This is a genomic window from Methanosarcina spelaei (assembly GCF_002287235.1).
Lineage (GTDB): Archaea > Halobacteriota > Methanosarcinia > Methanosarcinales > Methanosarcinaceae > Methanosarcina > Methanosarcina spelaei.
This window is the reverse complement of the sequence record NZ_LMVP01000020.1, coordinates 1-15,731: the sequence shown is the minus strand read 5'-3', so window position 1 is coordinate 15,731 and position 15,731 is coordinate 1. Positions and strand designations below refer to the sequence as shown.

The following is a 15,731-nucleotide window of genomic DNA, read 5'->3' as shown; positions in this document are numbered from 1 at the left end:
TGTGGACATACCCTAGAGGATGTTGAAGTTGAAGCTTATGAGAAAAGACAGGTTTTTGACATTCCGCCTGTAAATCTTATTGTTACAGAACATCGAAGTCAGATTAAGATCTGTCCTTGCTGTGGAAGATTAAATAAAGCTGAATTTCCAGAATCAGTAAATTCTCCAGTTCAATATAGCCGTAATATCTTAGCTTCAGCAATTTACTTTAAAAATCACCATTTCATTCCTTACGAAAGGATTTCGGAATTGTTTAATGATGTAATGGGGATAAAAATTTGTTCTGCTACCATTATTAAAGCAGAAAGAGAATGTTTCCAGAATCTTGAAGAATTTGAAAACCTAATTCGAGAAAAGGTAATAGCTTCTCCTGTTATCCATTGTGATGAAACTGGAATGAAAGTTCAAGGAAAAAGACATTGGCTTCATGTAGCTTCTACTGACAAATACACCTGTTATTTTACTCATGCAAAAAGAGGATCCGAAGCTATTGATGCTATGGGAATTCTTCCAGAGTTTAAAGGGGTAGCAGTTCACGATGGATGGAAACCTTACAACAGTTATAATTGTGATCATGCTCTTTGCAATGTTCATCTCCAGAGAGAACTTACTGGAATTGAAGAGAATTATAAACAGCAATGGGCTAAAGATATGAGTGAGCTGTTATCTGAAATGAAAAAGTATACTGATGAGTGCAAAGAGCAGGTCAAAGATCTGGATTTTGAACAAGTTAAGGCATTAGAAAAAAGGTTCAATGCTGTAGTCGCGAAAGGAATTGAAGAAAATCCACCTTCTTTAAATCCTGAAAGACAAGGAAAACGTGGTAAGAATCCAAAAACCAAAGCAAGGAATCTGCTTGATAGGTTTATAGAACACAAAGACAAGATTCTGAGATTCCTGACAGACTTGAAAGTTCCGTTTGAGAATAATCAAGCAGAAAGAGATGTCAGGATGATGAAGCTACAACAGAAAATATCAGGAACTTTCAGAACTACACGGGGAGCGGAAGCTTTCTGCAGAATTAGAGCATATATTTCCACAATAAGAAAGAATGGTTTACCTGTTTTAGAGGGTATTCTCGCGGCGCTCAAAGGAGCGCCGCTAACTATACCCTGAATAGTTACCTTTATTTTTGAAATTAGGAATTGTTCTGTTATTACGTGGAGTAAAATACATGCTCAAACGAATTTTTGTTATCTAAATAGGAAATATATGCTCTTAATTTCCCATTTATAAACTAAATTCGGGCTCTTCGCTGTTTTGTGTGGGTAACTTCAATTCATCTACTAAATACTGAAGTAACATATCCAATATCCTGAAACACTTGTTGTTGAAAACCACATTCAAGCTTGATGTTTCTCTTTTTGACCTAGCTACTATTTAACTGATTAATTATTTTCAACCCACACGAAACAGCGAAGAGCCAATACTTTCTTATATTGTCAACTTTGTCGCCTAATTCAATGTCAGTTCCTCAGATCAGGGCCTGGTAGTAACCGTTCTTCTTCACGACTTCAATGGGGAGAGAAAACAGTTCCGAGAGGTTTGCGTCGGTCAGGATTTCCTGCTTTTTTCCGTCCATGAAGATTTTTCCGTTTCTTATAAGGATCACACGGTTAATTTCGGGAATGATATCTTCAAGAGTGTGAGTAACGAGAATAATACTCTTTCCTGAGCCGGCAATTTTCCGAACAATTTCACGGAAGCTGTGAAGAGCTTTAAGGTCAAGGCTGTTTGCAGGCTCATCCAAAATAAGAGCCTCGGGGCCATGTACAAGAGCTCTCCCTATAAGTACCCTCCTGGCTTCTCCGGAGGAAAGTTCGGATATCAGCCTGTCTGTAAGGTGGGAGATCTCAAGAAATTCAAGCACTTCTCTTGCTCTGGTTTCCATTTCAGGGGTAACTTTATGGTTATAGTAAATTCCTATGCTGCTGAAAAAACCTGAGAGTATGACATCCAGCACACTAACCTGACGGTAGTAGGTCTGCTGAAGGTCACCTGAGACTATTCCGAGCAATTTCCGGAGCTCAAAGACATTCCAGTTCCCTTTTCCCATAATATTCATAACAAGCCCATCTGCTGATGCAATGGGGTGATATTCTTTTGTAAACGTCTTGATTAGGGAAGATTTCCCAGAACCATTAGGCCCGATAATTGCAACATGTTCTCCCTGCCCAATTGACAGAGACACCGAGTCAAGGATCTTTCTACCGCTCCGGACAACGGTTACATTTTTCAGTTCCAGCAAGAAAAGAGAATCAGTTTTCTCTGGAAAATCCATGTTTTGAGTCATTTTTACCATCTATCTGAAAATCTTGATAAAATTTCACGAATATTGTAAATACGAATATTGTAAATACGAACACAGAGAATTAAAACTTCACTCAATTTTTCTAGAGCAGACTAATATATACTTTTTGATATAATTGTTTACAGTTTACTGTCTACATTTTCAAAATATATTAGCAGAAAATAATAAACCTGAATAAATCTATGATATAACCATCTAATCACTATAACAAGTTTTCTGACATACTTAGGTCCATTTAATTTGTTTTCGTGCCCTTAATTGTCTAAAGATTCTTAGCAGGACTTTTCTAAAAATTGTTAATCTCTATTTTAGGTTCTTGTCTTTGTTTCTTACGTGTATATAATCTTACAATATAGTTTTGCCTCTACCGAAAAACTTGGGAGTTCGGGAGGGTTCTTTGTTGGAAGTCTGCAATGCTCGGGGTTCGTTCAGTTCTTACCTCTACGAGATACGTTTCATCATTCTTTTCTATGTAATCGGAGATTGGGTCTCTACTGTTTGTGCCTTACCTCAGGGTATGGAGTACAATCCGATTCCTGCAATGATTCTGGAAAATTACGGTATATATCACCTTTTACTCGTAAAAATAGGTTTTATTCTCATGCTTTTTTATGTAGCCCCTTTAATAAAAACATCGGGGAAAAAATGGGCTTTCATGAAACATACAATAGAATCCGTTGGAGTCTTTGTAACCGCAAATAATCTTATGGTCGTCTATTATGGGAATAGCCTTATACAGGCTCTAGGGATTGTCTGATTCAATCAGGCCTGTGCAGCCTGCCTGTTTCAGTTCCTTATCTGTTTTTTCAGTTCCTTATCTGTTTTTTCAGTTCCTTATCTGTTTTTTCAGTTCCTTATCTGTTTTTTCAGTTCCTTATCTGTTTTTTCTGTCACTTATCTGTTTTCTCAGACCCTTGTTGCAGGTTTAGAGGCTAACTGAGTTTTAATTTCATCTTGTTCCGAACTATTTGATTTTCCGGGCAACCTTCCAGAAACATCTGGTTTATTTTATTTCACGCTGCATGATTTATCCATTACCTGGTTTTCGCGTAAAGAAAGCAGTCGTAATAATCTTCCCCTATGCGATGAACTTTATTCATTATGCCTTCTTTTTTATACCCGCATTTCTGGGCGACACGCTCGCTTGCAAGGTTCCGGGTATCCATAAGGATGATAATTCTCTGTAAATCCAGTTGTTCAAACCCGATTTTTTCAAGCTGTCTTACAGCCTCGGTTGCAATCCCCATTCCCTGGTAATCCCTGTCAATGAAATACCCGTTTTCTCCTATCCAGGGCCTATGCTGGTCGATCTTTATTCCGCAAGCCCCTACAAGTCTTCCGTAATAGAGAATGGAAAAGTTGTACTCAAAATTAGCCTTCCTTTTAGTTTCATTTAGCCTCAGAAAATATCTTTCTTCTTCAAGCGTTTTTATAGGAAACTCAATGAACTCGAGATTTGTATGAGTAATTATGTCAAAAAAGCATTTGGCATCAAAGAGTTCCTGAGGGCGAATTTTTACTCTGGGCATAAATAGAAATTGAACTTCCCTATGAAAAATGTTTTCAGGCTCTGTTTTATTCACTTCCACTTTTAATTATTAGGGGAATTTTAAAAGTAAAAACGTAGTGTAATATGAATTAATATGAATTAATTTGAATTAATATGAATATAATGCAAACATATATAAATAAGATATAAATACGCCTCCTATTAAATAGACGACTGTGGAACCCAATACTATATCCAGAATTAGAGAAGAGTTAGCTCTCAACGCAGATGAGAAAACAAAAAACAGTTCATCCCGGTTTTTTAAAGAAGAAGTCTACTGCTACGGAGTAAAGACTGCGATTGTGGGAAGAATTGCAAAAAATTACTTTAATGAAATGAAATCCGAAGGCAAAAAAGAAATCTTTGACCTTTGCGAGGAACTCTTTAGGTCCGATTATTGCGAGGAAGCCTTTATTGCAGCCTATTGGGCCTACATGGTCAGAAATGACTACTCTGAGGATGATTTCTTCACCTTTGAACGCTGGGTTGAAAATTACGTTAACAACTGGGCGAAATGTGACAGCTTATGCAACCATGCAGTAGGCTCTTTTATAGAGAAATTTCCGAAACATATGGAAAATCTCAAGCTCTGGGCCCTGTCGGACAACATGTGGCTAAGACGAGCGGCTGCAGTAACCCTGGTCCTGCCTGCCAGAAAAGGGAATTTCCTTAAAGATGTTTTTGAAATTTCTGACCTCCTGCTCAAAGACAAGGAAGACCTGGTCCAGAAAGGCTACGGCTGGATGCTCAAAGAAGCCAGCAAACCACACACACAGGAAGTCTTCGAATACGTGATGAGTAATAAAAAAGAGATGCCTAGAACCGCACTCAGATACGCAATTGAGAAAATGCCACCGGATTTGAAAGCCAGAGCTATGGAAAAAGACTGGAAAAAATAAAATTAGAAGTAACTAAATATTAGAAATTATAGACGAAAAGTTAGAAGTTAAAGACGAAAAGATAGAATTTAAAGACAAAAATTAGAGATTGTAGATGAAAATTACGGATTTTAAACGAAAATTAGATCTTAAACGAAAATTAGATCATAGACGAAAATTGGAGATCATAGACGGAGAGTTAGAGGTAAAAGGGAGTAAGGAGCCTTTCAGACACAATACCCCCATATTGCATCTTTGTCCCCTTACCCCCCTAGTGTTCCCCTCTCGTTCCTGTATCTCTGCCTGCAACTTAATTCTGCAGGAGCTCATTCACACAATTTTGGTCTACGTTACAGTTAAAAGGATCTCTTCACAAGTATTTTGTTCTATTTACCCAGCTATGTTACGAATGTAACACTTCGAAAAATTTTAATAATAACGTTTTCTCCATCTTGATTTTCTAAAAATTTCGTTAATTATGTAAGTTTTTTTGTTGATTTGAATTTCATTTTTTGAGAAAAAATGTGAACAATTAAGAGAAAAATAAGATAACAGGCTGTTGAGAGTTTTATCCGGTCAAAAAAAGTGTTTTCTAATTGATCTGGCCAAGAAGATTTTTACACCTGATTCTTAAAATCAAATAGATGCTATTCTTCCCGCGTCCGTTATAATATACCCGTTTTCGCCATCGGCTATATATCCCATTGATTTGAGTTCCCGAAGGTGGTTATAAGTCATTCCTTTAGAAATTCCGGCAGTCGCCGCAATTTGGGGAACCGAAGAAACTCCTTTCTGGATCTCTTCAAGTATCAGTTTCTTTGTTTCCGAGAGGTTAAAACTCAAAACCGGAAAATCAATCATGAAACTGTCTTCTTCGGTAACATACACAACTCTCTGTACCATATCGTTCCTTGCATATGCCCCGAAAAGCGCTCCAAAAGCCTGCGGCTTCCGTCCTCCAGACACATTTACAATTACCTGGCTGCCCCTGTCATGTTCCTGTTCTATCAGTTCAGCAACGTCTTTTGCTACACGCACAGTATCATAAACAGACGTGTACTTTTTCTCAACTTCAAGAGCATTTCTAAAAGTTTTTTCGATCATTTCCTCAGACTGCACTTTTTTTTCAGGAGCCCCTTCCTCTGACAGCAGTATAATTTTTGAAGGAGAAAGCCTGGTCACACAGATGATAACAGGCTCAAGGGAATAGATTGTAGAGATAAGTGTAAGCTTTGACATTAGATGCTTAGTATTGCGGGGTTGGGTTAAATGTTTTACTATGCGTATAGTATCCTATAAATTAATTAAATTTATTTATTATTATATTAATTTTTAGAAATGTATATATATAATGTTAACAATGAATGTTTAAGGTTCACAAATATAGTCTTGAGTCAAATTAATAGCATTAATAGTTTATTACCATCTATTTCAAATATTTCAATGTAATCATGATGAAGTTTTGGGGAAAACTAAGTAAATGTTGACAGATATTAAACAACTTACTGAATTATATTTGCAAAATGAGTATGGAGCATTGCTAAATAATAAAAATTGGAATGACTTTCACAACGAATTAATCTTAAATGCTTCATTGGAAAATATCAAAGTACTTACAGATACTCCTCCTAAAAAGTGTAAATATGCTTTATTCGTAAATATCAGTACTGAAGATAGAACTTGCGAGATTAATGATTATATTGAATTTGATTCTGTGAGAAATTGGCCAGATAATCTTTTTTGGAGAGGTTCTGGAGGGGCGAAGAGTGAAGCAATAAGAAGCAATCCTCATAAAATCTGTTCTAAAAAAGAAAATAATTTTTCTACAATTTTCATCAAACCTCTCGAAACTATATTAGAAAAGTATTGCATTTTATATGAAGGCAATAAGAAAAAAACAAAAGAAACTAAAGTAGGGCCTCTATTTTGGGATGAAGAGAGAATAAATGAAAGAATTTGGCTTCAAACAATTGTAGATGCTTTAAAATTAAATGAGAAAGTAATAAATGAAGGCATTAATAAAAAGTTTCCAACATTGAAGCCAGGTGAAGAAGAAATCTTTATTGGATTGACTATTGACAATAAATCAATTGGTGAATACGAGTTATTTCGTAGATACCTACTGTTTGTAAGATTTCGAAGCGGTATCCAAGATAGCACCAAATTATTCGGTAATAAAAAGATTGTCAATGCGGTAAAAGATAACGTTTTTTTTGGTTTATGTCCTTCTTGTAAAAACGAAAAATTACTTTTGGATCAATGGACTGTACCTGCAGAACTTTCATTTTATCAGAAAACGGATAAATGCCATTTTTCTTATGAGCATGAATCCTGTTCTTCTTTCCGTTTATGTCAAGCATGTGCTGATTCTTTATACATATTTAAGCAAAGATTGTTACCATCGCTTACTCGGGAATTGGGAGGTAACGAATGTTTGGTTTTACCTTCAATTAAGTTAATTTCAGAAGATTTTCTCGAAAAGACAAGACTTTATGCAAGTATTAAAAGTTTAATAGAATCTTCAAAAGAAAAAGTATCTAGTAGCGAAGAGAGACTTCTTCATCGATTAGGAAAACTTGGATCTTGTGCGACGGTGACTTTTGCATTCGGTGATGCAATAATTACAAAAGGTGACTCCACCAACGTTAGAAGACTTGACAGGATTAACGTTATTTTTCCCGATGTATTACCAAGTAGACTTTCTAAAATCGACGATGCAATAAGAGCATCAAATGACCAATTATCTGAAATGTGGGATTTAACAGGTAGAAATTGGAATTGTCAATGGAAGATTACAGATGACTTCATAACATTGAAGCAAATTTATTATCCTTACTGGGAAGAAAAAAAGAAAGAAAAAAGTAAGAGTCGGAAAGAAGTTGAAACTTATTTAAGAGCCATTTTTTATGGATATGATATATCCTATGAAAAAATTGCAAACGATTGCGCAAATAATTTAATTTCTTCTATAAAAAGAACTATTCATTCAAAACAAGACGATACAAATTCAAAGGCTACCTTCCGTAATTACATGAATAGTCTTTTATCTATTTTCATTTTTTTAGACACTTTGAAAATTACAGATGTTAATTCGAATAATGAGGTTCTAACAATGAATGATAAAATTACTTTTGAATTTCAAGAAATTCCAAATTTAGGTAAATTCATTGAAATGCATCCGTTTTTAAAAGAAAAAGAATATCTATCCCCTTTTTTTGTAGGCTGTTTGTTTTCATATGCTGAATACTTACAAAAAAACAATAGTAGGGTTGCAGCATACAACTGGCTCGGTACAATGAGTTTAAATTATACTGACATTTTAGAAGATATTTATCCAAAGATCTTGAAATATATTTCAAGTAAAGAAAAAATTGTATCAAGTCCAAGAATACAAGAAATTATGAAAGCAGTAGCTCATTTTGATGTAGGTAGATGTGATAATGATAGGGCAGCCCTAATTTCTTTTTGTCATGGCTGGGCCTTAGGTAGAGATTTTATTTTTATGAAAAAAAATGAAGGTTTGGATGCAAGCGTAAGTGAAAAGAGGAGAAATAATGATGAATAACAACGAAAATAATCCACTAAAAAATAGACATGAAACTCTTTTTTTATGGGATGTTCGAAAAAGTAACCCTAATGGGGATCCTAATGGAAATGAACCACGTATTGATCGATATACCAATAAATGTGACGTCATGGATGTATGCATCAAGAGGTCTGTAAGAAATTTTGTCTCAATAGTTAACGGGCCAAATAGTATACTTATTAATAAACTTGGAAATGATTCTTCTGAAACTGTAACTTTAACCAATAGGATTTCCGATTACTTGTTCGGCACCCCTGAGCAGATTGAAAAGACAACAAAAATAGTTAAAAGAATAGTTGAAGATCAGTTGAAAGAAGATAAACAATACAAACAATTTCTTGAGGATCCTTCGCCTAAAACCTTAGACGGTATTATAAATAGCAAAAGTAAAAAAGATTTAGAAAAAATAGTGTCAAACGAAAGTGTAAATGTAGAGGCACTCCAGAATACAATCATAGCAGAACTTAGAGCATATTTATGTTGTATGTTTAACGATTTAAGAATGTTTGGTAGTATTCTTGCGTTAGAAAACGATTTAAAAGCTTTAGGAGGTCCAATTACAGGACCTATCCAGATAGAGATTGGAACTTCTTGTCATCGTGTAGTTCAATCTAATAAGCAAATAACTAGTGTAATGTCTAGTAGCGAGGAAAAAGAAGCTGGAATCATAGGGGATACTCACTGCATTGAGTACGGACTTTTTGCGACTAGCGCTATAGCAAATGAAAATGCGGCGAGATTTACTGGTTTGACAGAAGATGATCAATATTTGTTTTTGAAAGCTCTATGGAGAGGTACTCGTGAACGTCATACAAGAAGTAAGAATCAAGTACCGAGGCTTCTTGTGGACATCGAATACAATAAGCCATTCCATTTTGGAGATCTTGTAAATAATATCAAATTAATACCCAAAATGAATGTAAAAAATGGAAAGCTAATTGAAGAAGAAAGTTACAGAAGTATTGAAGATTTTAGTATCGATTTAACTTCTTTTTTTCAAAAAGTAAACTCAAAAAAAGATATTATAAACAATATTAAATTCTTTTCTTATGATTTAATATCATTGAAAAATTTTAAGGAAAAATTGGATACGGAGCTAGCTGGTAAAGTAACAGAGGTAAATGATCTCGACATTGATTCCCCAAAGGAGTCGAAACAAGAATGAAGGTTATATCCTTTTTAATGAAAGGGAGGTTTGCACATTTTTGTTTGCCCTTTACAAACGTATATAGGCTTACTCAGCCTTGTCCAACAAAAACTGCAATAATGGGGTTTATCGGCTCAGTAATGGGCATAAATAAAAACGATTTTATTCTATATGATAAGCTTAAATGTGGAATTGAAATTGTTGATGAAGTAGAAGGAATCAAAAAAAACTATAGAACAATAAATGTTCCATATCTCGGAAGAAAAGGTTTTGCTGGCAATTCAGCAAATAACCAATCTTCTAGAATCTCAATTGAAGTAATAGTTGATCCAATTTACAAAATCTATCTTCTAGGCGACGAGAAATTTCTTTCTGAAATTCAAAAATTAATGTTGCTTAGAGAACCAGTGTACACTCCATATCTTGGACTGGCACAATTTATTGCAAGTACAGAATTTCACGTAAGCGAAATTGTCGACGCCCAAGCTGTAGAAGGTGAAAATGTAAACGCAAGTGGAGCATTTATCAGAAAATTTCATGGAGATTTAGATTTCTCTAAATTGACTTATGGGTCGATAAGACTGACTGAATTTGAAGGAATAAAGGGAATTTCACCACCAAGAAATTTTGAGCATAGTGTTTTCGCCATTAATCTAGACTCAGCTCCAATCCCATTAAAAGAAGTTAAACAAGTAGTGAGAATTCCAGAGTGGGATAAATATGTTCCATTTTTCTGAGATTAAGTCACATCCAGATTTGCCACTAGAAAGTCATTTGTCTCAAGTGGCAGAAATAGCTCTAGAGATTTTGAAAAATAAGAAAATAGATTTTAATGAGTTTGGAATTTCAGAATCATGTGTTCAAGATCTTGTAAAGATGACAGCTTTACTTCATGATATTGGCAAATCCACAACTTTTTTTCAAAAAAGATTATCTACTGGATACAAATTTCCTAATGGCGAACATCAGCATTCCGGTTTATCATCCATAATTGCTTACAAGCCACTAATTGATTACTGTGTTAATAACAATATTGACAAATATATCGCCCTTGCTCCAATTATTGCAATAAAATTCCATCACTCTGAATTTTCAAATTCAGTAAATATATTGCCAAACGACTATTCTATGGAAAAACGTATTGAGAACTTTTACAAATGTATCCTTGAATTACCTTTACTACAGAGTATTGGGCTATCAGTTAATGAATTTCCCCCATCTCCGTTAGAAATTGACTGTGAGATTGAAGATTTATTGTCAGAGTTTAGCAATTGTTTACCTGAAAAAAAAATGCAATTTAATATATTAACGCTTTTTATATACTCACTTCTTTTAGAAGCGGATAAAGCATATTTAGCAGTAAGTGACAAAGATCTATATAATCGAAGGGCAATAAAAATAAATAGAAATGCTGTTGACGATTATAAAATTGTAAAATTTACAGATAGTAAAACAGAAGTAAATAAAACACGAGAAAAGGCTTATTGCGAAGTGATAAATCAGTTAGATAATACTGATTTAAAAAACCATATTTATTCTCTTACTCTACCTACAGGAATGGGAAAAACATTATTATCTGCATCTTGGGCTTTAAAATTAAGAGATAAGATCGAAGCAGAAAATGGCTTTATCCCTAAAATAATTGTTGCCCTTCCTTTTCTTTCTATTATTGAACAGTCTTCTAATGATTATGAAGATTTTTTAGGGCGTCCGAAAGAGGATATTTTTCTTAAAACTCATTCTCTTTCTTCACTTGAATTCAAAGATTATGAACATAACACTGCTGAATTTTTTATTAATATTTGGAATTCTCAGGTTATTATGACTACTTTTGATCAATTGCTGTATGCTTTTCTAAGTTTTAAACCTAAAAGCCTCATGAGATTCCATAACTTAATGAACTGTATAATTATAATGGATGAAATTCAAGCTTTGCCTCCTCATCTTTGGGACCCTTTTAGTAATTTTATTAATGAGATAACTAAGATAGGCAATAGTTATTTACTAGTCATGTCAGCTACAATGCCGCATATCATAGACAATGCAGTAGAATTGGTTCCTACACAGAAAGATAATCAACTTGAAAAAGGGCCTGAGAGATATTTTGAAAAGTTATCGAGGTATAAACTTATTTTAAAACATAAAAATCTTCAAAATATAACTGAATTTATTGAAAATCTTAAGTCTAATTTAAAAAACGTCGATGAAAATAAAATAATGATTGTTCTCAATACCAGAGATTCTGCAAAAAAAGTTTATGAAGGGTTAAAAAAATATTCTAATGGCCGAGATCTATATTTTCTCTCATCCTACGTGATTCCGAAAAAAAGGTTAGAAAGGATTAATCAAATAAATGAAAGTAAGAATGCTTTGGTAGTGACTACTCAATGTATTGAAGCAGGCGTGGATATTGATATGGATTATGTAATTAGAGACTTCGGACCTTTGGATTCAATTATTCAGGTAGCAGGAAGATGCAATCGAGAGGGCCTAAAAAATACTAAAAATGTGAAAATCATCCGATTATATGATCCGAATTTCAAAAGTAACTTTAACCCGAGTGGTGAATTTAATAGAATGGTTTATGATAACCTTTCCCTTGATGCTACCTTAAAGATATTAGATGTTGAAGGAGAGGAAGTTTTGGAAAATAAGGTCTTTGGCCTAGCAAAAAAATATTTTTTTGAGTTGAAACGAAAAGATTTAGGAGCTTCTAGAACTAAATGTTTGTTAGATCTATCCCACGAATATATAAAAAATGGTAAAAATTTCAAGTTTGACATTCGCCGAGAGTTGAGAGGAGATTTGAAACAATATAATTTGATAGTTGAAAATTTCGCACCTGAATTAAGAAAGGAAATAGAAAATATTTTGTCAGCAAATGTAGATCGTTGGGAAAAAAGAAGAAACTTAAAAGCTATAGCAAATAAAATTTCAGTTAATTCAATTTCTGTGAACGCTTACAAGTTTGATCCAGAAGAAATAGCAAAAAAAGGAAAAGGCAATTTCTATTTCCTTAACCCTGAGTATTATGACGAAGAGATTGGTTTTAACTATGTAACGCCGTCAAATAGCTATATTGTTTAAATTTATAACCATAAATTATTATGACTCCTCGAATTTTCATATTAACTCTCAAATCTACTCAACCAATAAGAGGATCCTCAGCTCAGCTTAGAGGTTTCTTTGCAACCAAGTTTAACGAATATAATCTCCTTCATCAGCATAATACTGACAAATTCATTTACAATTACCCTCTCGTTCAGTATAAAATGGTCAATAAAACTCCAACAGTAATTGGGATTAACGAAGGAGCAGATGTTTTAATAGAAATTTACGACAAGTACGATAAAATAAGGCTTAAAGATAATATTTACGAAATTGTTGAAAGGGAAATTTTATACAAAAATGAAGATTTTGGTCTTTCCGACAAATTTCACACCTACAGTTTCGAAACTCCCTGGTTTGCCCTCAACCAAGAAAATTTCACAGATCGATACAAGAAAATAGGAACTGTCGAACAAAAAGAACTCCTTCGAAAAACCCTGGTTGGAAATATACTTTCGATGTCCAAGTCCCTTGGCTACACTGTTCCAGAAAAAATTAAGTGCGAGATAAATTTGTACCCTGGTAGCAGTAGAATGAAAGGAGTGGAAATTGCTACGTTCAAAGGGGAGTTTATGGTAAATTTTCTTATCCCTGACTATTTCGGCCTTGGAAAATCCGTATCTCGCGGTTTTGGAACGGTGAAAAGATGCAGCTTGTAATCAACACCCACGGCTCATTTCTAAAAAAGCAGAACAACTGCTTCCTTGTAAAAGTTGACGACAAGACCTTTGAAGTCTCTGAAAAGAAAGTTGACAGTATTTTGATTACGACTTCTGCAACCATAACAACCGATGCCATTAAATTTGCTGTGGAAAACAATATCGACATCATTTTTCTGGACAATTTCGGAGACCCTTACGGCAGAGTCTGGCACTCAAAACTTGGAAGCACAACCTACATAAGAAGAAGGCAGCTTGAAATTTCGGAAGAGCCGGAAGGGTTCAGGCTTGCAAAAGGCTGGATTGAACAGAAGATTGACAGCCAGATCCTTTTTTTGAAAGACCTCAAAAAGAACAGGCCTGAACAGAAGGACGAACTTGACGACTATATTTCCGGAATGGAAGAAATGAAATCCCAGCTTGAGACCCTTGAAGGAAAACTTGACGAGATGAGGGGAAAAATAATGGGGCTTGAAGGAATGGTTTCCAGATATTATTTTGAGGCTTTGAGTTTTCTTTTGCCTGACAGGTGGAAATTCAATGGCAGAAGCCGGAATCCTGCAAAGGATGAGTTCAACTGTCTTTTGAACTACGGATATGGGGTTTTGTACTCAAAGGTGGAAAAAGCATGCATTATAGCAGGACTTGATCCTTATGTCGGCTTCAATCATACGGATGACTATAACAAAAAGTCATTTGTGTTTGACCTTATTGAGATGTACCGCATCCACATTGACAGAACAGTTTTCAACCTTTTCTCGAAAAAACAGGTTTCGGACAACTTTTTTGATGAAATCCCGAATGGAATGACTCTTAACAAAGAAGGTAAAGCCGTCCTTATCCAGGCTGTCAATGAAACTTTTGATAAAGAAATAAGCTACAAGGGTAGAAACATAAAAATTGGAAACACAATCCAGTTTGACTGTCACAGGATTGCAAACAGCCTGATCGGAAAATAAAACCTTTAATGCGCTAATAACGCTGTAAGTTCATGATTCGATAAAGTAAAGATTCGATAAAGTAAAGATTCGATAAAGTAAAGATTCGATAAAGTGAAGATTCGATAAAAATAAGAATGAGGGGATTGGGTTTGCTTGTCTGGGTAATATATGACATTACGGATAACAGGACTCGCCAGAAAGTAAGTGACCGCTGTAAGAGCTATGGGCTTTATAGGGTTCAGAAAAGTGTTTTTCTAGGAGATTTAAATACGAATGATAGAGACTCTCTGGGCCTTGAGTGCGAAGAATTGATAGACACCGAACGTGATTCTGTATATATTTTCCCGATGGATGAACAGTCATTCAAGAAAGTCCAGCTGCTTGGTCAAGCTTTTGATAAAGAGCTTGTCAGTGATGAAGTAATTACAAAGTTCTTTTGAGTTTTGAGGTAAACATGACTGATTCTGAGTGTACGGTAGGCGAGCAAAGAGCTGAAACAGACTGTGAAGGAAATATAGCTCCTGAAAATGATCAGGAGAATGAAGAAGAGACATACCTTGAACCTGGTTCTGAAAACGATTCCGGATCAATAATCCGAATTTCAGATGTTCTTGAATACCTTTACTGCTCCCGCTTTATCTACTATATGTACTGTCTCGATATTCCTCAGCATGAAGAAAAAAGGTTTAAAGTTATTAAAGGCCGCGAGGTCCATGAGACAAGGAAACTGACCAACAGGGATTACGTGAGGAAGAAACTTAACTGCATAAGGAAGGAGAGCGACGTCTTCATTGCTTCAAAACAATACAATATAAAAGGAATAGTTGATGAGGTACTTTTTCTTGAAGACGGTACTGCTGCTCCTCTTGAGTACAAATTCGCTGAGTATAAAGACAAGATTTTTAAAACCTATAAGTTTCAACTGGTCTTGCAGGCTCTTTTGATCCGGGAAAATTACAATATTGAAGCAAACCGTGCTTACATCTGTTTTACCCGCAGTAACAGTCTTGTCAAAGAAATGGAAATTACTACTTCTGATTTCAAAAAGGCTGAGAAAATTATTGAGGAAATAATCGATATTGTTCAAAAAGGTTTATATCCCAAAACTACTAAATCTTCTAGGAAATGCGTAGATTGCTGTTACCGAAATATCTGCGTATGAGAATTTTTCTTGTATTTATAAAGGGTTTGATAATTTTCCAGCAAGAATTTTTGCCCCAAAAAAGGGCTCATTTCAGAGCTTTTCTGGGCAAATAGCGGAAATTTTTGCCCTATTCGTGAGCAAGATCCACTAAAACAAGGATTGAAACCTATTTCAAAAGTTGCTACACGGAGATGATAAAATATTCGTGAGCAAGATCCACTAAAACAAGGATTGAAACGGAGGTAAAATAACATGGTGATACAGAGAAAAGGATTATTCGTGAGCAAGATCCACTAAAACAAGGATTGAAACCCAATTCAGCTTTTTTCAGAGAATGCCGAATCATTAATTCGTGAGCAAGATCCACTAAAACAAGGATTGAAACTTATTATAAGGCAACAAAGAGCA

General features: G+C 34.8%; 14 protein-coding genes. 11 read left to right on the top strand and 3 right to left on the bottom strand.

The genetic code is table 11. The features are described 5' to 3' along the window. A partial coding sequence (gene tnpC / locus ASJ81_RS01960; protein ID WP_095643009.1) for an IS66 family transposase occupies positions 1-1,116 on the top strand: 1,116 nt, incomplete at its 5' end. A gap of 358 nt (positions 1,117-1,474) precedes the next feature. On the opposite strand, the gene ASJ81_RS01955 is transcribed toward tnpC, so the two are convergent. Continuing rightward, positions 1,475-2,302, bottom strand: coding sequence for an ABC transporter ATP-binding protein (locus ASJ81_RS01955; RefSeq protein WP_095643008.1), 828 nt, complete (start codon positions 2,300-2,302; stop codon positions 1,475-1,477). A 409-nt stretch (positions 2,303-2,711) separates the two neighbouring features. Here ASJ81_RS01955 and ASJ81_RS01950 point away from each other — a divergent pair, with 409 nt between their 5' ends. After that, a complete protein-coding gene (locus ASJ81_RS01950; RefSeq protein ID WP_095643007.1) occupies positions 2,712-3,068 on the top strand; it encodes a hypothetical protein in 357 nt (118 codons plus the stop codon). 277 nt (positions 3,069-3,345) lie between these two features. On the opposite strand, the gene ASJ81_RS01940 is transcribed toward ASJ81_RS01950, so the two are convergent. Next, complete coding sequence (locus ASJ81_RS01940) at positions 3,346-3,840, bottom strand: GNAT family N-acetyltransferase (RefSeq protein ID WP_095643005.1); 495 nt, start codon at positions 3,838-3,840, stop codon at positions 3,346-3,348. A gap of 196 nt (positions 3,841-4,036) precedes the next feature. Between ASJ81_RS01940 and ASJ81_RS01935 the strand changes: the two genes are divergently transcribed. Further along, positions 4,037-4,759, top strand: coding sequence for a DNA alkylation repair protein (locus ASJ81_RS01935; protein ID WP_095643004.1), 723 nt, complete (start codon positions 4,037-4,039; stop codon positions 4,757-4,759). 615 nt (positions 4,760-5,374) lie between these two features. Here the strand turns inward: ASJ81_RS01935 and csa3 are convergent. Then, positions 5,375-5,977 (bottom strand): CRISPR-associated CARF protein Csa3, encoded by a 603-nt coding sequence (csa3, locus tag ASJ81_RS01930; protein ID WP_095643003.1) that lies wholly within the window; start codon positions 5,975-5,977, stop codon positions 5,375-5,377. A 241-nt stretch (positions 5,978-6,218) separates the two neighbouring features. Here csa3 and ASJ81_RS01925 point away from each other — a divergent pair, with 241 nt between their 5' ends. From ASJ81_RS01925 to cas4, 8 genes are all read left to right on the top strand, one after another. Next, the gene (locus ASJ81_RS01925; protein ID WP_095643002.1) at positions 6,219-8,303 is read left to right on the top strand and encodes a TM1802 family CRISPR-associated protein; all 2,085 of its coding nucleotides are present in this window, start codon (positions 6,219-6,221) and stop codon (positions 8,301-8,303) included. Continuing rightward, complete coding sequence (locus ASJ81_RS01920; protein WP_141241561.1) at positions 8,275-9,489, top strand: CRISPR-associated protein; 1,215 nt, start codon at positions 8,275-8,277, stop codon at positions 9,487-9,489. Before ASJ81_RS01925 ends, ASJ81_RS01920 begins: the two co-directional genes overlap by 29 nt. Further along, positions 9,486-10,208, top strand: a complete 723-nt coding sequence (cas5, locus tag ASJ81_RS01915) for a CRISPR-associated protein Cas5 (protein ID WP_095643000.1) — start codon at positions 9,486-9,488, stop codon at positions 10,206-10,208. Before ASJ81_RS01920 ends, cas5 begins: the two co-directional genes overlap by 4 nt. Further along, positions 10,192-12,558 carry a CRISPR-associated helicase/endonuclease Cas3 gene (locus tag ASJ81_RS01910; RefSeq protein ID WP_095642999.1) on the top strand — a complete coding sequence of 789 codons (2,367 nt, stop codon included), beginning with the start codon at positions 10,192-10,194 and terminating at the stop codon, positions 12,556-12,558. The genes cas5 and ASJ81_RS01910 overlap by 17 nt, the downstream gene beginning before the upstream one ends. 20 nt (positions 12,559-12,578) lie before the next feature. Further along, positions 12,579-13,238, top strand: a complete 660-nt coding sequence (locus tag ASJ81_RS01905; protein WP_095642998.1) for a CRISPR-associated endonuclease Cas6 — start codon at positions 12,579-12,581, stop codon at positions 13,236-13,238. Beyond that, entirely contained in the window at positions 13,226-14,197 is a 972-nt protein-coding gene (cas1, locus tag ASJ81_RS01900; protein ID WP_095642997.1) for a CRISPR-associated endonuclease Cas1, read from the top strand. The genes ASJ81_RS01905 and cas1 overlap by 13 nt, the downstream gene beginning before the upstream one ends. 131 nt (positions 14,198-14,328) lie before the next feature. Then, positions 14,329-14,619, top strand: coding sequence for a CRISPR-associated endonuclease Cas2 (gene cas2 / locus ASJ81_RS01895; RefSeq protein ID WP_048109044.1), 291 nt, complete (start codon positions 14,329-14,331; stop codon positions 14,617-14,619). Between the two features lie 14 nt (positions 14,620-14,633). Next, the gene (gene cas4, locus ASJ81_RS01890) at positions 14,634-15,341 is read left to right on the top strand and encodes a CRISPR-associated protein Cas4 (protein ID WP_095642996.1); all 708 of its coding nucleotides are present in this window, start codon (positions 14,634-14,636) and stop codon (positions 15,339-15,341) included. Positions 15,342-15,731: the final 390 nt, after the last annotated feature.